Source organism: Pleurocapsa sp. FMAR1 (assembly GCF_963665995.1).
Lineage (GTDB): Bacteria > Cyanobacteriota > Cyanobacteriia > Cyanobacteriales > Xenococcaceae > Waterburya.
Map to the genome: position 1 here is coordinate 5051762 of NZ_OY762512.1, position 24749 is coordinate 5076510.

At 40.4% G+C, this 24749-nt stretch carries 21 protein-coding genes, 2 tRNA genes and 3 rRNA genes; 11 read left to right on the forward strand and 15 right to left on the reverse strand.

Going from position 1 to position 24749, the window contains the following annotated elements; genetic code table 11:
• Window positions 1–3: 3 nt before the first annotated feature.
• Window positions 4–843, reverse strand: coding sequence for a prohibitin family protein (locus SLP02_RS24505; protein ID WP_319423344.1), 840 nt, complete (start codon window positions 841–843; stop codon window positions 4–6).
• Window positions 844–1152: 309 nt separating this feature from the next.
• On the reverse strand, window positions 1153–1419 hold the full coding sequence (locus SLP02_RS24510; RefSeq protein WP_319423345.1) for a YciI family protein: 267 nt from the start codon (window positions 1417–1419) through the stop codon (window positions 1153–1155).
• A 223-nt stretch (window positions 1420–1642) separates the two neighbouring features.
• Here SLP02_RS24510 and SLP02_RS24515 point away from each other — a divergent pair, with 223 nt between their 5' ends.
• Both SLP02_RS24515 and SLP02_RS24520 read left to right on the forward strand, forming a co-directional pair.
• Window positions 1643–2806, forward strand: a complete 1164-nt coding sequence (locus tag SLP02_RS24515) for a hypothetical protein (protein ID WP_319423346.1) — start codon at window positions 1643–1645, stop codon at window positions 2804–2806.
• Window positions 2807–3020: 214 nt separating this feature from the next.
• Window positions 3021–3242, forward strand: coding sequence for a hypothetical protein (locus SLP02_RS24520; RefSeq protein WP_319423347.1), 222 nt, complete (start codon window positions 3021–3023; stop codon window positions 3240–3242).
• A gap of 110 nt (window positions 3243–3352) precedes the next feature.
• Here SLP02_RS24520 and SLP02_RS24525 read toward each other — a convergent pair whose 3' ends face one another.
• Entirely contained in the window at window positions 3353–4285 is a 933-nt protein-coding gene (locus tag SLP02_RS24525) for a VOC family protein (RefSeq protein WP_319423348.1), read from the reverse strand.
• 584 nt (window positions 4286–4869) lie between these two features.
• Window positions 4870–5466: a signal peptidase I gene (gene lepB, locus SLP02_RS24530; RefSeq protein WP_319423349.1), complete on the reverse strand. Its 597-nt coding sequence runs from the start codon at window positions 5464–5466 to the stop codon at window positions 4870–4872.
• A 188-nt stretch (window positions 5467–5654) separates the two neighbouring features.
• On the opposite strand from lepB, the gene SLP02_RS24535 reads away from it, so the two are divergent.
• Window positions 5655–5870: a cold shock domain-containing protein gene (locus tag SLP02_RS24535; RefSeq protein WP_319423350.1), complete on the forward strand. Its 216-nt coding sequence runs from the start codon at window positions 5655–5657 to the stop codon at window positions 5868–5870.
• 52 nt (window positions 5871–5922) lie between these two features.
• On the opposite strand, the gene SLP02_RS24540 is transcribed toward SLP02_RS24535, so the two are convergent.
• Complete coding sequence (locus tag SLP02_RS24540; RefSeq protein WP_319423351.1) at window positions 5923–6252, reverse strand: HPP family protein; 330 nt, start codon at window positions 6250–6252, stop codon at window positions 5923–5925.
• Window positions 6239–6490 (reverse strand): HPP family protein, encoded by a 252-nt coding sequence (locus SLP02_RS24545; protein ID WP_319423352.1) that lies wholly within the window; start codon window positions 6488–6490, stop codon window positions 6239–6241. The genes SLP02_RS24540 and SLP02_RS24545 overlap by 14 nt, the downstream gene beginning before the upstream one ends.
• Window positions 6491–6869: 379 nt before the next feature.
• Here SLP02_RS24545 and SLP02_RS24550 point away from each other — a divergent pair, with 379 nt between their 5' ends.
• Window positions 6870–7145 carry a cyclic nucleotide-binding domain-containing protein gene (locus SLP02_RS24550; RefSeq protein WP_319423353.1) on the forward strand — a complete coding sequence of 92 codons (276 nt, stop codon included), beginning with the start codon at window positions 6870–6872 and terminating at the stop codon, window positions 7143–7145.
• Window positions 7146–7376: 231 nt separating this feature from the next.
• Here the strand turns inward: SLP02_RS24550 and SLP02_RS24555 are convergent, their stop codons facing one another.
• Window positions 7377–7634, reverse strand: coding sequence for a hypothetical protein (locus SLP02_RS24555; protein ID WP_319423354.1), 258 nt, complete (start codon window positions 7632–7634; stop codon window positions 7377–7379).
• A gap of 64 nt (window positions 7635–7698) precedes the next feature.
• On the opposite strand from SLP02_RS24555, the gene SLP02_RS24560 reads away from it, so the two are divergent.
• Window positions 7699–8388, forward strand: coding sequence for an IS1 family transposase (locus tag SLP02_RS24560; RefSeq protein ID WP_319423355.1), 690 nt, complete (start codon window positions 7699–7701; stop codon window positions 8386–8388).
• Window positions 8389–8629: 241 nt separating this feature from the next.
• Here SLP02_RS24560 and SLP02_RS26885 read toward each other — a convergent pair whose 3' ends face one another.
• From SLP02_RS26885 to SLP02_RS24585, 6 genes are all read right to left on the reverse strand, one after another.
• A complete protein-coding gene (locus tag SLP02_RS26885; RefSeq protein WP_413467286.1) occupies window positions 8630–8764 on the reverse strand; it encodes an IS1 family transposase in 135 nt (44 codons plus the stop codon).
• A 202-nt stretch (window positions 8765–8966) separates the two neighbouring features.
• Window positions 8967–9084 (reverse strand): 5S ribosomal RNA (gene rrf, locus SLP02_RS24565).
• Window positions 9085–9198: 114 nt separating this feature from the next.
• Window positions 9199–12029: ribosomal RNA gene (locus SLP02_RS24570) — 23S ribosomal RNA — on the reverse strand.
• A 399-nt stretch (window positions 12030–12428) separates the two neighbouring features.
• Window positions 12429–12504 (reverse strand) — tRNA-Ala (locus tag SLP02_RS24575).
• A 30-nt stretch (window positions 12505–12534) separates the two neighbouring features.
• Window positions 12535–12611, reverse strand: a tRNA-Ile gene (locus SLP02_RS24580).
• A 159-nt stretch (window positions 12612–12770) separates the two neighbouring features.
• Window positions 12771–14264: ribosomal RNA gene (locus SLP02_RS24585) — 16S ribosomal RNA — on the reverse strand.
• The 16S, 23S and 5S rRNA genes sit together here with 2 tRNA genes alongside, the layout of an rRNA operon.
• Window positions 14265–14612: 348 nt before the next feature.
• On the opposite strand from SLP02_RS24585, the gene glyQ reads away from it, so the two are divergent.
• The 3 genes from glyQ to SLP02_RS24600 all read left to right on the forward strand — a co-directional run bounded on the left by glyQ (window position 14613) and on the right by SLP02_RS24600 (window position 18561).
• The gene (gene glyQ / locus SLP02_RS24590) at window positions 14613–15491 is read left to right on the forward strand and encodes a glycine--tRNA ligase subunit alpha (protein WP_319423356.1); all 879 of its coding nucleotides are present in this window, start codon (window positions 14613–14615) and stop codon (window positions 15489–15491) included.
• Window positions 15492–15619: 128 nt separating this feature from the next.
• Window positions 15620–16693, forward strand: coding sequence for a Fe(3+) ABC transporter substrate-binding protein (locus SLP02_RS24595; RefSeq protein ID WP_319423357.1), 1074 nt, complete (start codon window positions 15620–15622; stop codon window positions 16691–16693).
• A 23-nt stretch (window positions 16694–16716) separates the two neighbouring features.
• Window positions 16717–18561, forward strand: a complete 1845-nt coding sequence (locus SLP02_RS24600) for an N-acetylmuramoyl-L-alanine amidase (protein WP_319423358.1) — start codon at window positions 16717–16719, stop codon at window positions 18559–18561.
• Window positions 18562–18624: 63 nt separating this feature from the next.
• On the opposite strand, the gene leuS is transcribed toward SLP02_RS24600, so the two are convergent.
• A complete protein-coding gene (gene leuS, locus SLP02_RS24605) occupies window positions 18625–21192 on the reverse strand; it encodes a leucine--tRNA ligase (RefSeq protein WP_319423359.1) in 2568 nt (855 codons plus the stop codon).
• Between the two features lie 135 nt (window positions 21193–21327).
• Here leuS and SLP02_RS24610 point away from each other — a divergent pair, with 135 nt between their 5' ends.
• Window positions 21328–21618 carry a hypothetical protein gene (locus SLP02_RS24610; protein ID WP_319423360.1) on the forward strand — a complete coding sequence of 97 codons (291 nt, stop codon included), beginning with the start codon at window positions 21328–21330 and terminating at the stop codon, window positions 21616–21618.
• A 73-nt stretch (window positions 21619–21691) separates the two neighbouring features.
• The gene (locus tag SLP02_RS24615) at window positions 21692–22480 is read left to right on the forward strand and encodes an MOSC domain-containing protein (RefSeq protein WP_413467287.1); all 789 of its coding nucleotides are present in this window, start codon (window positions 21692–21694) and stop codon (window positions 22478–22480) included.
• A 99-nt stretch (window positions 22481–22579) separates the two neighbouring features.
• On the opposite strand, the gene SLP02_RS24620 is transcribed toward SLP02_RS24615, so the two are convergent.
• A complete protein-coding gene (locus SLP02_RS24620; RefSeq protein ID WP_319423361.1) occupies window positions 22580–22948 on the reverse strand; it encodes a VanZ family protein in 369 nt (122 codons plus the stop codon).
• A gap of 301 nt (window positions 22949–23249) precedes the next feature.
• On the opposite strand from SLP02_RS24620, the gene SLP02_RS24625 reads away from it, so the two are divergent.
• Window positions 23250–24455, forward strand: coding sequence for a glutathione S-transferase family protein (locus SLP02_RS24625; RefSeq protein WP_319423362.1), 1206 nt, complete (start codon window positions 23250–23252; stop codon window positions 24453–24455).
• Window positions 24456–24749: the final 294 nt, after the last annotated feature.

The window sequence follows — 24749 nt, forward strand, 5'->3', positions numbered from 1 at the left end:
AAGCTACTCCGCTTCACTTAAATTAAATAAGAAGGGAATACCGCCTTGAGAATCACCACTAGTAACTAATACTCTGGGCATCTGCGCTCCACCTTCTCGCCAAGCTTCGATCGCTTCTTTTTTCAATACTAGTTCTCCACCCTGAGCTTTAAGCGTTTCTGCTAATAGTCTTTGAGCCTCAGCTTTACCTTTGGCACGGTTAATATCTGCCTGAGCCTGCTGCTCTGCCTCTCTAGCTACATATACTGCTCTTTGGGATTTTTGTTCGGCAATTTGCTTCTCTTCAACTGCTCTAGCAAATTCAGGAGAGAAATTAAGGTCAACGACGCTGGTATCTAAGATAATGATGCCGTATTTGTCTAAACGCTCTCCCAGAGCATTATCAAAGTCTTGTTTTAATTCATTCCTCTTAGTAATTGCTTCTTCAACCGTTCTTCTGGCTGCTGCGATTTTAAATGATTCTTGGGTTTGAGGAGCAATAATTTTTGAGACAATATTTTGCAATGTTCCCTGTTTTCTTCTAATTTCAACTACTTGAATCGGATCGAGACGGAAGTTAATTGCAAAGCTAGCTTTAAGATCTTGTAAATCTTTAGTAGAGCTTTCGGCAGGTACTTCAAATTTTTGTACCGTTAAATCGTAAATATCTACATTAGATACTAATGGTGGACGAAAATGGAGTCCTTCAAGCAATACGCCATCTTGAGCCTTGCCTAAAATACTTAAAACTCCAGCCTGACCTGGATTAAGAATGACAAATGAATTGAAAGCAAGCAAAGCTACTAAAGCAGCAACAATACCACCCAGCAAAGGCTGCCAACTATTTGATGACTGAGTATTCAAACTAGTATCTCCTCTATTATATACAGAATAAATTTGTGATCGGTATTTGAAAGTCTATCGTAATTTAAAGGTTTAGCACTAATTAAGAGTATCAGAGATTATTGTCAAATCGATTAACGCCTTATAGATTAAAGTCGAGCAACTTCTAAGATAACTTAATTGCTATGCAGCAGATTTCGTTCAAAATAGTCTATTTTTTGAGTTAATGCAGGATGTTGCTTGTGACTTTTACTTTATTTATGGCAACTTTCAGTCATCATGTCTTTGACAATAAAGTTTTAAAAAGCTCAAATTACTGTATACAACGAGTTATTCAACCACTATGCACCATTCATAAAGCTCAAAATCTACGCACTTGTTAGCAATCAAGGGATCTTGAGCGACTATAGTTTGTGCTTCTTGAAGAGAACTTGCTTCAAAAATCAGCATTCCTCCTCCTAATCCTTTCCAATAGCCTGTTCTCGCTTTGTGTCCTTGAGCAATTAGTTGGCGTACATATTTTTTGTGTGCAGGAACATATTGATCAAAAGCAATTTTGTTGACTATTCCCTTTTCTATTTTGACGAAAGTAGGCATAAGCAAAAATTAGATTTATTCGAAAAAGATAACGATACTAAATATTACAATAACGTTATATTTATGGCGGTTCTCAAATTAGTCAGATATAAATTGAATTGTTTTAAGGCAAAAGCCATAAAGGATTTAGCCGCAAGCGTACGGAAGCAAAAGTTCAATGTATCTCGATAAACCGAGAAACGCTTTATTTACAGCTAATTAAGCATTTTCATTATTAAAATAAATGATGATCAAAAAAATACTAGGAAGAAAAAATATTAAGGTAAATATTTCTATTGTTGGCGGTTCTAATTCAGTAATGCGAAATGGTTATGCTAAATATTTAAATGCTTACATTAAAAAAGAAATCTCTTTAGAAACATCGTTGAAATATTATTCTTTGGGTGGCGTACCTAACATTTTTGCTACTATTCAAGAATCTAGATACGACATAGGTGCAAATAGCGATATTATATTTTTTGAATGTTGTGTAAATGACCGCCATGCTATTGAAACAGACCATTATTCTCTAGAGTTAGCAGAAAAAGCTTTAGAGGGATTTGTTAGAAAAGTAAACAAATCAAATCCTAACTGCTTAATAGTTATCCTAATTTTCGGCATTAATTTAGATAATTTTTATAATACTCATTGTTATTTATCAGAGCTTTATCAAAAAACAGGTTATCATTACGGTTTGCCAACAATTAATATTACTAAACTATTAAGCAATACTTATAATTTAGAGTACGTTAAATCTTTATATAATGATAAAGACCATGCTCACTACTCTAGACCTCAAGGAGTGCAAATCGTTTCTCAGACTATCGTAAACGAACTAAAAAGGCTCGGAACAATAAATAATCTACAGACAATTAAAACCAGCCTAAAAAAGAAAGATAAGCAGTTAAAAATATTTCCTACTTATCGTGATAACCTTGAAGAGTTGGCTTTCCTTGAATCTTTTGAGAATGGCAATTACTTTTTCAAGCCTCCCAAAATATCAGTTTACCAAAACACAGTTTTTAGGGAAAAAAATTTTACTATTTATCAAGGTAATTTATTAAAGTTTCTTTTAAAAGGGAAGCTGATGGCAATTTTTATTAAATCCGATCTTAATGATGGTTTTATTACCATCGAATTTAACAAACAACGTATTGTTACTAGCTCCTATTCTTCTTGGGTCAATAATATTAAACCTCAAAACGTTATTAATTTAATTACTTTACCTTGGCGACGATTTTTAACATCTCAGGACTTTGCGATCGCATCTATCTGTTTATGTCCAGAATATCCCAATGATTTTGAGTTAGATTTCAATAAAGCTGTTCCGACTAAAAAAGATCCTAAAAAATGGAAACTGAGTATTATTGGTATTGCATATATTGGTGAGATAAAACCGTTAAATTAATTAACCCGAACTGATACCAAATCAATAAATGTTTGCCACAGATAGAGCATCGAGAATAAAAGAGTATCCACAGACAGAGGCAATACTACATCAATAACCAACCTTTTCTCAGAGTGAAAGCTAGTCTATAAACAAACAATCAATCTCAAGATAAAATATATTTGAGAGTAAAAATAATATCCTCAATCAAACAACTAAAATTTGGATAATATGTATGAGTATTCAAAATAAAGCAGAAGAACTAAAGCTTAAAGCAGAAGCTAGAAGTGAAGATATTGAAGCTACAATCAGAGAAAAGTTAGGAGATTTTTCTGACGATCGACAAGCAGTTGAACGCGGTCAAGAAAAGCAAGAAAAAGCAGATAAATTAAGCCAAGAAGCAGAAGAAAAACAATTAAATCATGGCTATACGCACTATCTACGTAAAGCTAGTTGACAAACAAATTAATAATCAAAAAATTAATACATAAACATATTAGTAGGCATTAATTTCATCGTGCCTACTAATTTCTCTTACAACTTAACCTACTGCAAATCTAGCAAGATTTATTCTTCTACCAAATGAAGAACATGACCGTCTAAATCTTTAATAGCTAAAGCTTTAGCAAAGCCTAATTCGTTAACAGACATTTCTACTATGCCAGGAGAAATAAAGCTACAGGGTGCGGTACGCAATTGCTGTGCCATAGTTTCCAGATTAGATACAGTAATAGTCGTCTGACAATGCCAAAGGTCATTAGCTTTACTATCTATCGGCATATCCTTACCGTTTGTAGGGGCAATATATTCTAATAATTCAAAGCCAATGCCTAAGGAAGGTTTCATACTATTAACTTGGACTCTTGCCCCAAAGATGCCGCTAATATGTTCATATTCAGTGCCATAGTTTTCCGCCTGTAACATCAATTCTAAGCCAAAAAGATCGCCATAAAGCGGAAAACTTGCTTGAGCATTTTTGACTACTATTGCACTATGATCGATACCCAGAAATAATTCATCTGTAGTTTGCAACCATTTATCATCGGCTTTATCTGGCGGAAATTCAATCAATTCCAAATTATGTCCATCAGGATCTTTAAAATAAAAAGCTTTTACCCCGCCTAGCTTCTTGTTCCATTCAGGTAGCTGCTGCGGACTAGTAGAAGAGTGTCTGACTCTATACTGACGTAAATGCTCGTAAGCTCGATCCATATCTTTAACTACAATAGCAATATGCTGAAAGATGCGATCGTTACTGCCAGAATCCACAGGAAGCGGTTTACCTTCGGACGTTAGATATTCCATAAGCGAAATTATTTCATCCCCAAGCTGCATCTGGACTATCCGCATTCGTAAACCAAAAACTCCCTGTAGCTTTTCCCAATCTTCTCCCCAAACTTCAGTATCTTTAGTTACTCGAAAAGATAATACCTGGGAATAAAATTCTATTGATTTTTCTAGATTCGCGACGGTCATTCCCACATACTTAATATTCGACATAAAACCTCTAATTTCTTACCTTATTTAATTAAACTTATTAAGTGCAGAATTAGTTTACAACTATAGATACAAAGAAGATAGCAAATCCTTGTCACTCATGACTGCTCTCGATGGCGAGTTCATATTTAAGAGATTAAACATCATCCCAGAATTTCTGGGATGCTATCTTCAAAATTATCCGTTAAAATTTGCAGCTACACCGATAACACCATTAACATGATCGTTGCTAAAGGCTATCGTAGTTAACGCTAGCATTGGCAGTTAGGCTTTTGTTAATCGGGTAATCAGCACCAGCAGTAAACATTCCGCAGTGTCAATCAAATTTCGATTTGATGATAGAGTACAAACTAACTAAAATCAGTCTTGAGGTTTGGTCTAAATGCTCTTGTTTTTGATGTTCAATTTTGTCCAACTAGTTAATAAATCTGCGATCGCTCTAAAAAGTATTAAGCCAATGTGCATAGAAAGCTGCACCTGATAGTTGTTTAAAAGAAATCCTTTTGTCTACTTAATCTAAACTAACAAGGAGGAAAAACCCCCGCGCATGGTTCGACATCGGTAACAGCCTACAAGAATTCATAAAACTATTTGTTATCTGTGTTTTTCAAAACATAAACAGGACGCTCGATATCGCCAATACGATTAAAAGGCCAAAAACGAAACATTGCCTTACCGATAATATTTTGACGGGGGACGAAACCCCAGTAATGACTGTCATAGCTATTGTTGCGATTATCCCCCAGAACTAAATAGGAGTTAGTAGGAACGACTACTGGTCCCCATTGATAATCAGGTCGTGCTTCGAGGTAATTTTCTTTGATAGGAAGATTATTGACATATACTTTGCCGTTTTTGACCTCAACTTTGTCTCCAGGTAAACCGATAAGCCTTTTTATAAAAGCCTCATGAAAATTTTCTGCTTCTAAAGTTTTGGTGGGATTAAAAACTACAATATCTCCTCTTTTAGGATTGCTAAAATCATAGCTAATCTTGTCAATGATCAGGCGGTCATTTATTTGCAGTGTCGGTAACATTGAGCCTGAGGGAATATAACGAGCTTCGGCAATAAAAGTCCGAATCCCAAATGCCAGAAATAAGCTAAGACCCAGAGTTTTAACACTTTCAAGCCAAAAATTTTCTGGTTTTGCCTGGCGAGATGGCTGTTTTTTAATTGTGGACATATAAGAAACTAAATAATTCTATTTTTTAGTGTAAATAAAACATTTGTCACTGTAATGTCAATTTGATAATAATTTCGTGGCAAGCTAAGGAAAATCAACTTAAGTCGTTAAATCTCGATCATTGGCGATCGCCTTTTTTTCATTCAATTTGGGAAAACTATTAAAAAGCATTTATATGAAAGTATTTTATGAAACCTGTTCTAAACAAAGGAGAATTAATAACCTGGAAAGATGATAGAGGTTTTGGCTTTATTAAACCGAATGGTGGCGGTAAAAAAGTTTGTTTGCACATTTCTCAACTTAAAGACTTGACCAACCCTCACCCGCAGGCACCTTCGTGTCTTGGTCAGCATTCCCTTGAACTTCGGGCTAAATATTTTATGAGTTTTTTGGACTCAACCTAGGCAATTTAGTGCGATCGCAATTTACTAAAATTACATAAGTTCCTATAAAAGTTTACAGCCAATGCTTAGGATAAGGTCTACCCTCAACTAAATTACTAAAGATTACAGTAACTAAAACGATAATAATTGACCCCCCTAAGGCTGGAGTAAAAATAAAGTGCCAATCTGCATTACTCAAAACTCCGACTAAAGCGACTGCTCCTGCTGGTGGATGTACTGTTCTGGTTAATTGGGTTAATTTAATGGTGGTAGCTACCGCCAGAGCCATGACCCAAGGGGCTGTACCAAATAGATGTACTAAAATTACGCAAGTCAATGCACCTATTGTATTACCTACAATAACATTGCGTGGTTGAGCCAGAGGACTATCACCGAACCCCAAAAACCAAGACCGCCGTTGCTCCAAAAGGTGCAGCAATCAAAGGGTAAGAACTATAAACTGAAAGATAAGCTAAAATGGCGATGCCGATAAAACTACCAAGATAAGAAAGCCCAATATGTTGCCAGGAAAATTTTGGTTGGTGTTTGTGGCTCTGTTGTAAAGTATAAAATTTACGTCTCCAACGCCTTAGAACACCCCGATTAATGTATTTTCGATGGAAGTTTTTTTTAAACAGCATTGATTATAAAAGCGACTACGCATTCGCGATCGCTGGTCAAAATAATCTCGAATCAGGCAATTATTTGCTGTTGTCAATATATCATGACAAAAGTGTATAAGGTAGTCAAAGATACAGAAATACTCAATAATTTACTAAATGTTTGCTTATAGACTTGATTAGCGACCTTAGAGCAAAGCCGATCGTTTATCCTTTAGGTTTCTAATTTTTGGCTTAAATAAATTAACTGGGACTATTTTGCAATAAATGCTGACTAAAGGTTACTTGTTAATCGCTCAATTACAATAAATCTCGCTCTTTCAAGATAAGCGCGATCTCACAATTAGAAAGTCTCGTTCGGTGTAGTCACGTTAGAGAATATCAACAAGATCAAATAGTAATGCACGAAGGCGATCGCCTGGAGCAACGGCTTCATGCTTTAATTAGAAAATTAGAAATTAAAAAGACTGCTGCTAATGGTAAGAAAACACTAGTGCGCCTAATTCCCCCAGGAGAACTTTTTGCTGCGCCTGCTGTTTTTGGTAACGGAATTTCTTCCGCAACGATAATCTGTAAAATGGAGTCGCAAGTATTTACTATCGATCACTGCGCTTTATTATATGTAATTTCTCAGTCGCCAGAAATTAGCGTTAGTGTAGCAAAGATGTTGAATTAATCAAATATCTCCGCCCAACTCATACTTATTAATATACAAACCAATCACTAAATCGTGCATCTGAGTAATCTTAGGAAAGCAGATTGTTTTTCTCTGTAATATGAGTAATTCTAGTCCTCAAAGTCAGATGCTTTCTCTCAACAGCGCGATTACAGATGGCTAACTAAATTCGCCGTGTCTGGCACTCAATCTGGAAGCATTTTATCTTTACTGACAGTTCTTTCTTCTTTATCAGGATGACGCTCGTATGTCTTTAGTTTGTCGGCGTAAAATTTGCTGATTCCAAATGATTGAAGTAGCTTTTTCAACTTGAAAAACATTCGAGCTTGTCTTTTTGCCAACACAAAAGCGTGCGTTTGTTCCTGTTTGGTGCTCAATCCTATGCCAAGGCCATTTTTGGTAAATTTTCTGGCCGACATAGCTTTCTATTTCATCCACTTCTACTTTTTGGATTATTACTGTCAATTTTTGTGCTTTTGTCTGCTTCAACCATTTAAGATTAACTTTTTCGGCGTTGCTGGATAAGTAATGGTAAGTTGGGTAAAATAAAGAGATGAAATGTCCTAAGTGTCAATCAAATAGAACTATTAAAAATGGTCATCGCCGCGGAAAGCAATGCTACAAGTGTCACGATTGCGGTCGTCAGTATGTTGAATCGCCTGTAATACGTAGCTATCCACTAGAAGTAAAACAACTATGTCTCAAAATGTATTTAAATGGCATGGGGTTACGTGGAATTGAACGAGTTACAGAAATTCATCATACAACCATCATGGATTGGGTTAGGCAAGCAGGATTAAAGCTACCCGATGCACCAGAAGAGTCAGAAATTCCTGAAATAACCGAAATTGATGAATTACAAACTTTTATCGGAAATAAACGCAATAAAATATGGGTTTGGACAATCGTTAATTATTGGAAACCAGGCATTATTCTTTGGACAGTAGGCGATCGCAGTAGCTCTAGTTTTCATACCCTTTGGTTAATCATTAAATGCTGGCATAGTTTCTGTTACGTCACTGACGGATGGAAAGTATATCCTGGATTTATTGCCCCTGAAGATCATTTGGTTTGTAAGACCTATATGACCAGAGTTGAGGGGGAGAATACAAGACTTCGACACTATTTAGCTCGTTTACATCGCAAGACTCTCTGTTATTCTAAATCTTTAGATATGCTGAAATGTCCGATCCGCTTCTTACTTCACTATCTCAAGTTTCATACAGTTGAAACTATTTTCTGAAACATTACTCACCCAGCAACGCCACTTTTTCTAATTTTGGCTCTTTTTCTTGGTGCGCGTGTATGCGGGCAAGCTCTTTGTCTTGCTGATTAAAAGTTAGCGGGGTCGCACCGCTTTTTTCAGCTCTTTCATCACTGTATGAGTACTAATTGAAGGGACTCTTGCAGTATCTTTAATTCCACTGCCATTTCAATAATCTTTTGTTTTACTTCAGGTTTATAGGCATGATTCGTATAATTAGCTATGAAAGTGCCACGAAGACATTTTTGATTTTGGCAACGAAGCGCGTTGCGTTGCTTGACCTATTTATTTTTCCATTTCTTACCAAATCCGTAGATTTACAACTAGGACAACTCACCGCCATCCAAACCGTCATTCAATCAACATCCTTGATTAATATTTTAGGAATCAACTACTTTTACATATCTATCTATAGTTGAGCAACACTTTGACTACACTATAAATAGATATTTTGGCGCTATTTCTTTTAAGCTGCTTGAGTATGCGTCTGCCCTGATGAATTATAAGCTATAAAAGAAGCCTCTTGATTAACCAAGAAGCTTCTTCAGTAATATAGAACCTGGCACTGAGCTATTTTTCCAGGGGGCTACCCCCCAAGTATCTTCGCCGCTACAGAGTTTAACTATCGAGTTCGGGATGGGGTCGAAGTGGTTCCACTGCGCTAAAAGCACCAGGAATTCTTTTTGGAATCTACATTCCCTCAAGACTGCATAAATCTAGAATTGTGTGAGTTGAGCCAAAATACTAAGTAAACTAGACAAGTCTTTTAGCTGTTTTTTTGCTTGAATTAAGGTCAAGCCCTCGGTCTGTTAGCACGCCTTGGCTACAAACATTGCTGCTCTTCCACCTAGCGCCTATCAACGGGTGTTCTTCCCGTGACCTTACTGGCTATTGCCATGAGAGTACTCATCTTGAGGTGGGCTTCCCACTTAGATGCTTTCAGCGGTTATCCTCTCCGCACTTGGCTACCCAGCGTTTACCGTTGGCACGATAACTGGTACACCAGCGGTGCGTTCTTCCCGGTCCTCTCGTACTAAGGAAGACTCCTCTCAATACTCTTGCGCCTACACCGGATATGGACCGAACTGTCTCACGACGTTCTGAACCCAGCTCACGTACCGCTTTAATGGGCGAACAGCCCAACCCTTGGGACCTACTTCAGCCCCAGGTTGCGATGAGCCGACATCGAGGTGCCAAACCTCCCCGTCGATGTGAACTCTTGGGGGAGATCAGCCTGTTATCCCTAGAGTAACTTTTATCCGTTGAGCGACGGCCTTTCCACGCAGCACCGTCGGATCACTAAGACCATGTTTCCATCCTGCTTGAGTTGTCTCTCTCGCAGTCAAGCTCCCTTCTGCCTTTGCACTCTTGGGCTGATTTCCATCCAGCCTGAGGGAACCTTTGTGCGCCTCCGTTACTTTTTTGGAGGCGACCGCCCCAGTCAAACTACCCACCTGAAACTGTTCTTCTCCCGGATTACGGGAGCAAGTTAGAATTCTAGCCTCCCTAGAGTGGTATCTCACATTTCGACTCCAGCAATCCCACAAGACTGCTCTCAACGTCTCCCACCTATTCTGCGCAAGGGAAGCCCGAACCCAATTCCAGGCTATAGTAAAGCTTCATAGGGTCTTTCTGTCCAAGTGTAGGTAGTCCGTATCTTCACAGACATTCCTATTTCGCCGAGCCTCTCTCCGAGACAGCGCCCAGATCGTTACGCCTTTCGTGCGGGTCGGAACTTACCCGACAAGGAATTTCGCTACCTTAGGACCGTTATAGTTACGGCCGCCGTTCACTGGGGCTTCAGTCGTTAGCTTTACCTCCTAAGAGGCTGACCAACTTCCTTAACCTTCCAGCACTGGGCAGGCGTCAGCCCCTATACATCCTCTTTCGAGTTAGCAGAGACCTATGTTTTTGGTAAACAGTCGCCTGGGCCTCTTTATTGCAACCACCTCTCGATGGCACCCCTTCTCCCGAAGTTACGGGGTCATTTTGCCGAGTTCCTTAGAGAGAGTTATCTCGCGCCCCTTAGTATTCTCTACCTGCCCACCTGTGTCGGTTTCGGGTACGGGTACTATATCTTCAACGTTTAGATAGCTTTTCTTGGCACTAGCTTTACCACACGTTCTCCGTAGAAAACTCCCAATCCATTCAGGGCGTGGTTATTTTTCATGCGTCCCTATCTAAACTCCCATATAATAGTCAAGGAATATTCACCTTGTGTCCATCGACTACGCCTTTCGGCCTCGCCTTAGGTCCCGACTAACTCTTCGCGGACGAGCCTTCCGAAGAAACCCTTGGGCTTTCGGGGTATATGATTCTCACATATATTTTCGCTACTTAAGCCGACATTCTCACTTCTGTACTGTCCACATCTGCTTGCCGCTAATGCTTCTCCCTATACAGAACGCTCCTCTACCACTTACATAAATGCAAGTCCACAGCTTCGGTGACACACTTAGCCCCGTTCATTTTCGGCGCAGGAGCGCTAGACCAGTGAGCTATTACGCACTCTTTCAAGGGTTGCTGCTTCTAAGCAAACCTCCTGGTTGTCTATGCACTCCCACCTCCTTTCTCACTTAGTGTGTACTTGGGGACCTTAGCTGGTGGTCTGGGCTGTTTCCCTTTCGACGATGAAGCTTATCCCCCACCGTCTCACTGGCTAAATTTGATTGGGTATTCTGAGTTTGTCTCACTTTGGTACCGCTCTCGCAGCCCGCAGCGAAACAGTGCTTTACCCCCCAATCAATTCTTTAACCGCTGCGCCTAAACGCATTTCGAGGAGAACCAGCTAGCTCCGGGTTCGATTGGCATTTCACCCCTAACCACACCTCATCCGCTGGCTTTTCAACGCCAGTCGGTTCGGACCTCCACTTAGCTTTACCCAAGCTTCATCCTGGACATGGTTAGATCACCCGGGTTCGGGTCTACAAATTGTGACATCACTTTGCCCTAATTCAGGCTCGCTTTCACTTTGGCTTCGGGTATTACCCCTTAACCTGCCACAACCTGTAAGTCGCCGGCTCATTCTTCAACAGGCACACTATCACACGTTCAATCGTGCTCTAATTGCTTGTAGGCTAACGGTTTCATATTCTATTTCACTCCCCTCGCCGGGGTTCTTTTCACCTTTCCCTCGCGGTACTGTTCTCTATCGGTTACACAGGAGTATTTAGCCTTACGAGGTGGTCCTCGTTGATTCACACGGAATTCCACGGGCTCCGTGCTACTCGGGATTCAGTCTGGTTACTTCCAATTTCGACTACAGGACTTTCACCCCCTCTGGTGCAGCTTTCAACTGCTTCGTCTATCTTTCATAATCCGTTGTGACTGTCCCACAACCCCACCAACCTTAGTCGATGGTTTGGGCTGTTTCCGCTTCGCTCGCCGCTACTAGGGAAATCGCTTTTGCTTTCTCTTCCTTCAGCTACTAAGATGTTTCAGTTCGCTGAGTTCGCTCGCTCCTGCCTATATATTCAGCAGGTCGTTCATTTGGGTTGCCCCATTCGGACACCCTCGGATCAATGCTTGTTTCCAACTCCCCGAGGCATTTCGTCGGTCACCACGTCCTTCTTCGCCTTTGTGTACCTAGGTATCCACCGTTAGCCCTTTGTAGCTTGACCTTTTTGACTGTTGGTTGTTTGTACCTAAGTACTTACTTCCAACACTCTGTTTGTTCTTCGCTCAATAGGTTTTATTGACGAGCATTCCTTTTCGCCTTGCGGCGACGCAGGGTCTCGTCCCTACTTGGACTAATTTTTGATAGTTCTTACACTATCGCCTTAGTTTTTATGACCTAAATTGTTACTTAGTTCTTTTATTGGCTCTATCACCAGTAAACTTTCCTTCCTATCTCTCGATAATCGGGTTCATTTACTAATTCTAGATATTATGCAGTTTTCAAGGTTCGCTTGCTAGAGTTTAAAACTCCAGCATCCTCATTCTACCTTTTTGCTTGGTAGCCATGACAGTGCTGAATTTATTCTCTTTATTTTTTTATGGCTTTTATTTCTTTGGTCTTTTGGTGGAGATAAGCGGACTCGAACCGCTGACATCCTGCTTGCAAAGCAGGCGCTCTACCAACTGAGCTATACCCCCATTTCTCTTGTTCATTGAACATTGTAAGAGTGGTGGGCCATCCTGGACTTGAACCAGGGACCTCACCCTTATCAGGGGTGCGCTCTAACCACCTGAGCTAATAGCCCGCATCTTGGTTAGACTCATTTGACTGAGTTGAAACCAGAACACAATTAGTTTGACAGTTGCTTAATTCACCAATTTGTTGTTTCTTAGACCGACCTTGGTTTGACCTGTGATGTACGAGACATAATTGTTTGTCTTCGACTCACGGTTAGGTCTCCCTTTAAGGAGGTGATCCAGCCACACCTTCCGGTACGGCTACCTTGTTACGACTTCACCCTAGTCACCAGCCCTGCCTTCGGCATCCCCCTCCTGTAAACAGGTTAGGGTAATGACTTCGGGCGTGGCCAACTTCCATGGTGTGACGGGCGGTGTGTACAAGGCCCGGGAACGAATTCACCGCAGTATGCTGACCTGCGATTACTAGCGATTCCTCCTTCATGCAGGCGAGTTGCAGCCTGCAATCTGAACTGAGGCTGGGTTTGATGAGATTCGCTTACTTTTGCAAGTTTGCTGCCCTTTGTCCCAACCATTGTAGTACGTGTGTAGCCCAGAACGTAAGGGGCATGCTGACTTGACGTCATCCCCACCTTCCTCCGGTTTGTCACCGGCAGTCTTCCTAAAGTGCCCAACTTAATGCTGGCAACTAAGAACGAGGGTTGCGCTCGTTGCGGGACTTAACCCAACATCTCACGACACGAGCTGACGACAGCCATGCACCACCTGTGTTCGAGTCCCCGAAGGTACATTCGCTATGAAGCGAACTTCTCGACATGTCAAGTCCTGGTAAGGTTCTTCGCGTTGCATCGAATTAAACCACATACTCCACCGCTTGTGCGGGCCCCCGTCAATTCCTTTGAGTTTCACACTTGCGTGCGTACTCCCCAGGCGGAACACTTAACGCGTTGGCTACGGCACTGCTCGGGTCGATACAAGCAACGCCTAGTGTTCATCGTTTACAGCTAGGACTACAGGGGTATCTAATCCCTTTCGCTACCCTAGCTTTCGTCCCTGAGTGTCAGTTATGGCCCAGTTGAGCGCCTTCGCCACTGGTGTTCTTCCCAATATCTACGCATTTCACCGCTACACTGGGAATTCCCTCAACCCCTACCATACTCTAGCTATCCAGTTTCCACTGCCTATCAGAAGTTGAGCTTCTGTCTTTAACAGCAGACTTGAATCGCCACCTGCGGACGCTTTACGCCCAATGATTCCGGATAACGCTTGCATCCTCCGTATTACCGCGGCTGCTGGCACGGAGTTAGCCGATGCTTATTCTTTAAGTACCGTCACTTTCTTCTTCCTTAATAAAAGAGGTTTACAACCCAAGAGCCTTCCTCCCTCACGCGGTATTGCTCCGTCAGGCTTTCGCCCATTGCGGAAAATTCCCCACTGCTGCCTCCCGTAGGAGTCTGGGCCGTGTCTCAGTCCCAGTGTGGCTGCTCATCCTCTCAGACCAGCTACCGATCGCTGCCTTGGTAGGCTTTTACCCCACCAACTAACTAATCGGACGCGAGCTCCTCTTCTGGCTATAAATATTTCACCTTGCGGCATATTGGGTTTTAGCAGCGATTTCTCACTGTTGTCCCCATCCAGAAGGCAGATTCTCACGCGTTACTCACCCGTCCGCCACTAAGTACCGAAGTACTCCGTTCGACTTGCATGTGTTAGGCATACCGCCAGCGTTCATCCTGAGCCAGGATCAAACTCTCCATGATGAACATTCATTCATCAAGAGTTAACTTGATTTTCTGCTCTTTATCTTTGTTTATCCTTAATAATTGACTTCTAAGATGTATATCTCGAAGTCACTAAATTTGGGGATGGAATTTAATGTTTTTAATCCAAAAAACTTGGTGTTTTTAAAACTGTCAAACTATTGCTTTGTCTAGGTTCTGGGCGTTGTCTTCAGGCGTTTGCCTTTCAACCGCGCATTTACCAATATAGGTAATCTCACTCTATAAGTCAACCCCTTTTGAGAACTTTTTTTGAAATCATTTCTGTCTATCTTCTCAAAGACTGTCATGCTATGGTGTTTGGGCAGATAAATAAAAAGTATTTTTCTTATGTCTTTGTCCTTTCAAGAAATTATTGCTACATTGAACGGTTTTTGGAGCGATCGCGGTTGTGTTATTGTCCAGCCTTATGACACGGAAAAAGGAGCAGGGACAATGAGTCCTCAAACTTTTCTACGGGCAATCGGTCCAGAACCTTGGTCTGTGGCATATACAGAACCTTGTCGTCGTCCCACTGATGGACGTTATGGTGAAAATCCCAATCGAGTTCAACATTTTTATCAGTACCAAGTTTTAATTAAGCCATCTCCAGATAACATTCAGGACATTTATTTGGAATCACTCCAAGCTTTAGGAATTCATCTAGAAAATCATGATGTTCGTTTTGTAGAAGATAATTGGGAATCTCCCACTCTGGGTGCTTGGGGTGTAGGCTGGGAAGTCTGGTTAGATGGCATGGAAGTGACTCAGTTTACTTATTTTCAGCAATGTGGAGGGATTGATTGCCGTCCTGTTTCAATTGAAATTACTTATGGTCTTGAGAGATTAGCTATGTATCTACAAGATGTGGATGCTATCACCAAAATTAGATGGAACGATCTCCTGAGCTACGGAGACATTTTCTTACAGGCCGAAATAGAGCAGTGTACTTACAACTTTGAAGCCTCTGACCCTGACCTACTGTTCAGTTTATTTAATCTTTATGAGCAAGAAGCTAAACAATTAATTGAGCGAGGTTTAGTTATTCCTAGTTTAGACTACGTTCTTAAATGTTCTCATAGCTTTAATTTATTAGATGCTAGAGGAGTGATCGCCGTTACCGAAAGAACTCGCTATATAGGTAGAATTCGCAATATGGCTAGGCAAGTCGCCCAACTGTACTTAGAACAGAGAGAAAGTCTTGGTTTTCCTTTGCAAAAGATTAGTTAGTATCTAGCTTCTTTTTGTACTGCTTGTCGAACATTTATTGAAAGCTTATTGAGAATTGATAGCAAAAGCTGTATGATTGGAAATCTGAAAATATTCTCTTTTCTAAAAAAATAGCTTTATAAATTTGTATGAATAATCAAATAAATAGGTTTTCTCGGCGTTTTTTTTTGGGTGCTAGTACAGCAGCCATAGTTGTTGCCTGTAGCCAAACTCAGCCAGAACAGCCTCAAAGTGAAACCAAAACAGAAGAAACGCCAAAACAAGCTGGACAAGTAAATATTTACTCTGCCCGTCACTACAATACCGACGATCAGCTATATGACGGTTTTACTAAGAAGACGGGTATCAAAGTCAACCTAATTGAAGGTAAAGATGATGAACTGATTGAAAGGATCAAAAGCGAAGGTGCAAATAGTCCCGCAGACATTTTGATGACCGTTGATGGAGGAAGGTTATGGCGTGCTGAACAAGCTGGTGTTTTTGCTCCAGTAAATTCAGAACTCTTGAATGAAAAAATTCCTGCTAATTTACGAGATCCTAATAATCTTTGGTTTGCTTTCAGTAAACGGGCGCGGGTAATTATGTATAACAAGGATAAAGTAAAACCTACGGATTTAGCTACTTATGAAGATTTAGCCGATCCTAAATGGAAAGGCAAAATTTTAATGCGTTCTTCAAGTAATATTTATAATCAGTCTTTAGTTGCTGGAATGATTGAAGCAAAAGGAGAGGAAGCAACTTCAGAATGGATCAAAGGGTTAGTAGCTAATTTTGCTCGTCCTCCCCAGAGTACTGACACAGGTAATATTGAGGCGGTAGCTGCGGGACTCGGAGATGTTACTCTTGCCAATACTTACTATTTAGCTAGATATGAAGATAAGCCAGAAATATTTGCAAAAATTGGCGTGATATTTCCTAATCAAGAGAATCGAGGAACTCATGTCAATATTAGTGGTGCAGGATTATTAAAAAATGCTTCCGACAGAGAAAATGCGATCGCCTTTCTCGAATATCTTGCTAGCCCCGAAGCTCAAGAATTTTTTGCAGTGAAAAATAATGAGTATCCTGTAGTACAAGGAACACCGCTCAGGGAAGTAGTAAAAAGCTTTGGCGAGTTTAAGGACGATACTACTAATGTTGCTGCATACGGCAAAAATAATGCTGCTGCTGTTAAGATTATGGATCGCTCAGGATGGAAATAATCTAATAGCTAGGTGGTAAACAAATGAAACAATTTCTTGGTCTGGCAGCTATGACTATTGTTCTGCTGGTAGGTGGTCTATTGGCTACCCCTTCCTCTGCCCAGGTGAAATCGCCATCGTCTCTATTCATTGTTTATCCACCACTAGAACATCAAACTGTCGCCGAGAAAATGTTTTTTATTGGTACAGCACCTCCGCAGGATCGAGTTTTCATTAACGATAAACTAGTTAAAAATCGTAGTAATGCAGGACATTTTGCTCCTACTCTGCCTCTGAAAATGGGAGAAAACATTTTCAAAATTCGCGATCGCGATCGCGAAATAAAAATAAAAGTTACCCGTATTAGTAGCCAACCAAAAATCCCCTTAGGATTAGCTTTTGAAAATGATTCTTTATTACCAGGAGTAGATATTGCTCGTTTAGTCGATGAACCAATCTGTTTTAGTGCAGTTGCGACCCCAGATGCTAATGTGTCGGTACGGCTAGGTAATAGTAAGATTATGCTTTTACCTCAAGTAAATTCTGTTGAGTTGCCACTAAATTCTGCGGTATTAACAGAAGCAAATGAACCTGAACAAAGTCTAAATATTGGTAAATATGCAGGATGCACTACGTTGGATTATCCGTTTAATTATGGTAAGCCCATTTTTGAATTAGAACAAAATAATAAGCAGGTAATTCGCCAAGGTAAAGGAGAAATTACAATTCTTTCTCCTCAAGACATTAAAGTAGTGGAAGTTATTGCCGATGAGGGAGTTGCCAGGACAGGGGCGAGCAGTGATTATTCTCGTTTAACTCCTCTACCCAAAGGAACAAGAGCCAGAGTAACAGGCAAAGAAGGAGAATGGTTTCGGTTAGATTATGGTGGCTGGATTGAAGAGTCGGAAACAAAGACCGTGTTGGGTAATATACCGCCTCTATCTTTGATTCGAGGCATTACTTCTAGACAAGTAAATTCGGCAACTGAAATTGTTTTTCCTTTGCAAGTGCCTGTGCCAGTGGAGGTTAAACAAAAAGAAGATAGTATTACTCTGACCTTGCACAATACTACTGCCCAAACTGATACTATTCGTCTAAATGCTGACCCCATAATTAAACGTCTTGACTGGCAACAAGTATCCCCTACTCAGCTTGATTATACTTTTGTACTTCATACGCAACAGCAGTGGGGTTATGACTTGCGTTATAAAGGGTCAAGCTTAATATTCTCGATACGTCACTCTCCTATAGCATCACTATTACCTATTGCTGGCTCAATGTTGTCTGAAGATGGTCGGACTACAGGTAAAGCCATTAAAACCAATTCAGAAAGATTAGACAATATCAAAATACTTTTGGATCCTGGACACGGAGGTAAAGAATCTGGTTCAAAAGGTCCAACAGGCTATCCTGAAAAAGATGTTAACTTACTAACGTCTAAATTAGTAGAGCAAGAGCTAACCAAATTAGGTGCCACGGTTTATGTGACTAGGAATAAAGATATTGACGTTTCTCTCGAAGAAAGAGTAGCGATGATTGATAAAATAAAACCCGATTTAGCTCTTTCGATTCACTACAATGCTCTGCCAGATGGTGGAGATGCCGAGAAAACAAAAGGAATAAGTAGCTATTGGTACAACACCCAAGCTCATGCTCCTGCAATGTTTTTACAAAATTATCTGGTTACTAACTTAAATCGTCCTGACTATGGCACTTTTTGGAATAACCTCGCCCTGACTCGTCCTTATACTGCACCCTCAATTTTATTGGAGTTGGGTTTTATGATCAACCCTGAAGAATTTGAATGGATTACAAACAGTAAAGAACAGCAAAAATTAGCCATAACCCTTGCTCAAGGAATTAGAGAGTGGTTTGCGACGTTGGAATAATTTACATTGAAATCACTGAAAATGCGATCGCAGTGCCTAACCACCCATATCGCCATAGTCGACCTATTTCGCTACTACAAAATTAACCAGCTTGTTAGGTACAACAATTACTTTTCTAATTTCTTTTCCTTCTATATAACGCTGGGCAATCTCTGATTCTGTGGCATATTTTTCTAGGGCTACTTTATCAGAGCCAGCAGGCACTTGAATTGTACCGCGAGTTTTACCCATAATCTGCACCACCAAAGTAATTTCATCTACTTCTAAAGCAGAAGAATCTACCTCGCGCCACTGTTGCTTGTGGACAGATTCAATATTACCTAAGTGACTCCATAATTCCTCGGCGATATGAGGCGCAAAAGGAGCAAGCAAGAGAACTAAGGTTTCAATTCCCTCTTGATAAACTGGAGAAGTATTGCATTTGGCATCTTTCAAAGCATTGCTCAACTTCATCAACTCCGAAACCGCTGTATTAAACTGGTAATCTCCAGTTAAATCTTCAGAAATCTCTTTGATGGCAGTATGAATAGCTCGGCGTAAGTCTTTTTCGGTTTGAGTTAGTTCTGCCGATATCTCAGTAACGCTGCCAGAATCATAGCTAGTCACCAAAGACCAAACCCGATTTAAAAAGCGAAATTGCCCTTCAACATCAGCCTCATCCCATTCTAAATCTTTCTCTGGTGGAGCTTTAAATAGAGCAAACATCCGCGCCGTATCTACACCATATTGGGCAATCACATCTTCTGGTGCTACACCGTTATATTTAGATTTAGACATCTTTTCAAAGAAAGGCTCTAGCTTATCTCCTGTCTCTGGATCTTGAGGATTGTTGGGATCGATATTTGCTGAGGGAATATACTTATTAGTCTGAGGATTTTTGTAAGTTAATCCCTGCACCATTCCCTGAGTGAGCAAGCGTTTAAACGGCTCATCAAAATTAAGTAAACCCCTGTCTCGCAATACCTTTGTAAAGAAGCGAGAATAAAGTAGGTGCAAAATTGCGTGTTCAATACCGCCTACATATTGATCCACAGGCAGCCAATCATTAACCTTATCTTGAGCAAACGCTGTGTTTGAATTATTGGCATCACTATAGCGGAGGAAGTACCAGGAAGAATCAATAAAAGTATCCATGGTGTCCGTTTCCCGTTTTGCAGGTTGACCACAACAAGGACAATTTACATTAATCCAGCTATCCAACTGAGCCAAAGGAGAACCACCACGCCCCGACAATTCAACAGATTCAGGTAATTCAACAGGAAGATCGCTATCAGGCACAGGTACAGTACCACAGACTTCGCAATGAATAACTGGTATGGGACAACCCCAATATCTTTGGCGAGAAATCAACCAATCCCGCAGACGATATTGCACTCTGGCTTTACCGTAACCCTGTTGTTCTGCATATTCAATAATTTTGGTTTTCCCTTCAATAGATGGCATACCATCAAACTGCCCCGAATTAACTATGATGCCAGGTTCAGTATATGCTTCAGGTAAGGGCGATTGGCTAATTGCCTCTACGTCGGTATCTTTAGGAACAACTACAGTTTTAATTGGTAAACTCTTCTCAGTGGCAAATTTAAAATCCCTCACATCGTGAGCAGGAACACCCATCACTGCCCCTGTACCATATTCATAGAGAACATAGTCAGCGATTAAAATTGGCACTTCTTGTTCATTAAAAGGATTGATTGCACTTCCTCCCGTTAGAATGCCTCTTTTTGGTTTATCCTCTGCTGTTCTTTCAATTTCACTTTGCTGTTTAATCTCTTCGATAAACGCTTCTACTGCCTCTTTCTGTTCGGTCGTAGTCACTTCAGGAGTTAAAGGATGTTCGGGCGCAAGAACTAAATAAGTTACGCCATAAACTGTATCTGGGCGAGTAGTAAATACAGCAATTTTGTCGTCACGACCAACGATAGGAAATTCTAAATAAGCTCCGACAGACTTACCAATCCAGTTGGCTTGCATAGTTTTGACTCTTTCTGGCCAACCTTCTAGCTGATCTAAATCTTGCAACAATTTTTCAGCGTAGTCAGTGATCTTAAAAAACCATTGCTTGAGCAGTTTACGTTCGACTATTGCTCCAGAACGCCAAGAACGCCCTTCATTATCTACCTGTTCGTTAGCAAGCACAGTTTGATCGATAGGATCCCAGTTAACGGCAGCCTCTTTTTGATAAGCCAATCCCCCATCAAGAAACTGAAGAAACAGCCATTGTGTCCATCGATAATAGTCAGGACAACAAGTTGCAACTTCTCGATCCCAGTCAATTGAAAGCCCTAGTTGCTTTAGCTGTTCGCGCATTTGAGCAATGTTTTGCAATGTCCATTTTGCAGGCGGAATACCGCGATCGATGGCTGCATTTTCGGCAGGTAAACCAAAGGCATCCCAACCCATAGGATGCAGCACTCGATAACCCTGCATTCTCTTAAGACGAGCAATCACATCAGTAATTACATAGTTACGGACATGACCCATATGTAAGTTTCCCGAAGGATAGGGAAACATAGAAAGAGCATAAAATTTAGGTTGCTCATTGCGCTCAGGGGTTTTGTCAATTGCCGATTCTTGCCATTGGTGTTGCCACTTCTGTTCTATTTCGGCTGCGTTGTATCGTGACTCCACAACTGGGTTACTCCTGAATTAAACTACTATTACTATTATAAAAATTTGCTAACTCTTAAATAGTATATGTAAACTTGGCTATTACTTTAACGTGGCTTTAATAACTAGTGCTTCCTTATTCTTCATCCCTTAAAAATGTCTCTAGAACCTTGTAAAGTTTGTGGTACGCTCAACGCAGCCGAAACAGAAATATGTCTTAGCTGTGGTTATCCTACCCAGGGAAATAAAAGACCTGCCATTTTTCGCTGGATTGCGATCGCTTTAATTATTTGTTTTGCCTTACCTTTTTTATCTGGGCTAATTAACTGGGTTTTACTCCAGTTAAATCCTAAGTCGCCAAGTCAGCCTTCACCGAAGGTTTCTATCATTCCCATGACTCAAAATCTTTCAGCCGACTCATTCAATTTACAAAGTAAAAAGCTATGAGATAAGGCTAGAGTGAAGTTAAGGTTAAAGGGTTTAGATATAAAATGGTATTTCGAGTAGTTGTTTAAAAGTTTTGTCTTCTGTGAATCCCTACGTCGCTAGATTATTTATTTACCCAATTAAATCTTTAGATTCTGTAGCGGTCGATCACGTTACTGTTTTGAAGTCTGGAGCTTTAAAAGGCGATCGCACATGGGCAATATTCGATCAAAATGACAATTTTGTCAACGGCAAACGTAACCAGAAAATTCACGCCTTACGTTCAGAATTCGATTTAGCAACTAATGTCTTATCGTTACGAATACGGGGAACACAAACAGTAACTTTTAATTTACAACAAGAACCAGAGGCGGTTTGTAGCTGGCTAGAAAAGTACTTTGCTTTTCCTGTCAAAATAAAGCAGAATTTAAGCATGGGGTTTCCCGATGATACAGTTTCTCCTGGGGCAACTATAGTTAGTACTGCAACCTTAGAAGCGATCGCCTCTTGGTATCCTGAACTAAATACAGAAGATATTCGTCGTCGCTTTCGCGCCAACATTGAAATTGCTGGTGTACCTGCTTTTTGGGAAGATAGACTGTTTACCACCCCAGAACAAACGGTTAAGTTTAAAGTCGGTAATGTAGAGTTTATGGGCGTAAATCCCTGTCAACGCTGTGTTGTTATTACCCGCGATCCCGAAACGGGAAAATCATATCCAAAATTTCAAAAGACCTTTATCGATCAAAGGAAAAAAACTTTACCTGAATGGGCAGAGCGATCGCATTTTAATCATTTTTTTCGTTTAGCAATTAATACTAGGCTACCTGCAACTGAAGCGGGAAAGGTAATTGAGATAGGAGATATAGCCGTACAAAGTTAAATAATAGACAAGCCTAGTTAACCGTTCTTAGGTAATAGGTAATAAGTGTCCTAACTGAAATATGTATTGCTATATCGTATTTTTGCAGCTATAAAAAATTCATTTTGAATCTAAGCTATTAGGCAAAAGCCATTTTATCAGCTTGGCTACTAGCAAACCAGAAATTAAACCTATAACATTAGCTACTAAATCTTTAAATTCACAGTAGCGGTTGACATATGGTTGCAACAACTCAATAACGCCACTCCAACAAACGAAAAAAACGCCAATCATCAGCCAATATTTGGGTTTCCTCAACGCCGTAGGCAACATTAACACCCCATAAGCAATAAAATGGTGAATCTTATCACTACCTGGTACAGCAGGCAGTTGGGATAGTGGACGAAGAGATAAAACAGTTATGATTGTCAGAATAAAAAGTGTGGTAGATATCCAGTATCTTCTAATAAAGTTTAATAGTGCAATCATTAGCAATAACTCGGAATCTAGTTTAAACAAGTTTCAAGAGTAACATTCGGACTACTAAAAATAGTCTATTAATACTTTTTCTGTTGGATTTTGTAAGGGTTCATTTTTGATGGATAATTAGAGATAGAATAAAAAGCCTGAAAGCATAATGCTGATGGCTTTTATAATCCAAACTAGAGCTATTTCATTCTCACGCTTCTCTAACAAACAAAATCCGTTTAAACGGACTTGAGATTTTTCGGTACATTCGATTCAGAATGAAATAGTCCTGAAACCAAACTGATCCTGGCTAGATATTTTTATGACCACTACACCCCTTACTTGGCAACAACTATCAGAACTTACAGATTTCAAGCTAGATACGGTCAACGGCTTGACTAATTCTCAAGCTACCCTGCGTCTATTTTGTCAGACAGAAGCGGATATTCGCGTCACTTTATATCGGGATAATCATGCTTGGTGTCCTTACTGCCAAAAGATTTGGCTGTGGCTAGAAGAAAAGCGCATACCTTACCGTATCAAAAAGATAACTATGTTTTGTTATGGCAAAAAAGAAAGCTGGTATAAGCAGCAAGTACCATCGGGAATGTTACCTGCTCTTGAACTAGACGGACAAATAATTACCGAAAGCGATGATATTCTAATTGCTCTAGAACAAGCTTTTGGGGTTTTGTATTTGGGTATGCAAGATCCAAAGGTTTTGCCGTTAAGACGTTTGGAAAGATTATTATTTAGAGCTTGGTGTAGTTGGCTATGTCAGCGAGCCATATTTCCTGGACAAGAAAAAAATAGCCGTCAACAATTTATTGAAGCAATTGGTCTAGTAGAAGAAGCTATAGCTAACACTCCATCTCCATACTTTTTAGCAGAGTTTAGTACCGCCGACGTAATTTTTACTCCTTATGTAGAAAGAATGAATGCTAGTCTTTACTACTATAAAGGCTATTCAATCAGAGATGAAAATTCGCGTATGTCTGCGTGGTTTGAGGCAATGGAAAGCCGAACTACCTACCGTGGTACGCAAAGTGATTTTCATACCCATGTTCATGACCTACCGCCACAGATGGGAGGATGTTATGCTAACTGTGAATCTCAAACTCTGCTTAACCAAGAAAAAGTAGACCGTGGTTCTTGGTTTGGACTACCTGATGTGACTTACCCTGAACCTGAAACCTCAAGGGCTGAGGCTTTGCAACGAGTAATCAAACATCGCCATAATATTATCAAAGTCAATCCTGCTGACGATCGCCTGTTTGATGAGGCTCTGCGGTGTGCTTTAACCAACATGATGACAGGGAAAACCTGCACTCCACCTTTAGGCTCGGATGTAGCTTTAAGATACCTAAGAGATAGAATCAATGTCCCTAGAGATATGTCTATCTACGCTGCCAAAAGACTGCGCTCGGCATTAGAAGATACTGCTGCCTTAGTAGGCGATCGCCAGCCAGAACTCATTCCCGTTAGACATCGTTACGATCAAAATCCTGTTAATTTTGCTTTTGGCTAACCACAAGTATATAAACAGAATTTGGTCGGTAGTGTTGCAAAAACTTGGAAGAAAGTTGTAGTATAATTAAACTTTAATTTACTACCAAATTAGACGAACTCAGAGAAACCATTCAAATGGCATCACTTTCAAGGAGAGATTATTTTACTCTGCCTCAGATGGTATCTCGGTCATCCCTTAAGTTATTGCACCCTCGTCAGAGATGATAGCAGAAAGAGGATTGTCAATTGAGCAGACGACTATTTACCGATGGGTAGTAGCCTACTCAACTGAAATAAATCAACGTTGTCGAAA